1 protein-coding gene and 1 pseudogene are annotated in these 343 nt (G+C 59.8%); both read right to left on the bottom strand.

Annotation, left to right across the window (positions count from 1 at the left end; genetic code table 11):
* A partial coding sequence (locus EN874_RS32660) for a histidine phosphatase family protein (protein ID WP_135884730.1) occupies positions 1 to 184 on the bottom strand: 184 nt, incomplete at its 3' end.
* Between the two features lie 35 nt (positions 185 to 219).
* Positions 220 to 343, bottom strand: a pseudogene (locus EN874_RS32655) (NADH-specific enoyl-ACP reductase); the annotation flags it as partial.

Raw genomic sequence — 343 nt, 5'->3', positions numbered from 1 at the left:
GCCCGAGCGGGCTTGCTACATAATCGAAATCCGCGGCCTGATCCCCCAGGAGGCGGGCGAGAAGCAGACCATTGCCGACCGCCTGCTGGCGGCCGAAATCATTGAGCGGAATGTCTTTCTGGCCCTGAAGCCGGCGTATCGCATTCCAGTCCGTTTGTCCGTGCCGGATCACATAGACGAGCAAGGCGATACCCCAGTTTCAAGCATTCCCGGTTGTCGTCAGTCCTTCACCACCGAAATGTCAGGCGCATCCACCGCCTTCATGCCGATGGTGTGGTAACCGGAATCGACATGGTGGATTTCGCCGGTCACGCCGGTCGAAAGGTCGGAGAGCAGGTCAAGC

This window comes from Mesorhizobium sp. M1D.F.Ca.ET.231.01.1.1 (assembly GCF_003999155.2).
Classification (GTDB): domain Bacteria; phylum Pseudomonadota; class Alphaproteobacteria; order Rhizobiales; family Rhizobiaceae; genus Mesorhizobium.
This window is presented reverse-complemented; position numbering and strand designations above follow the sequence as displayed.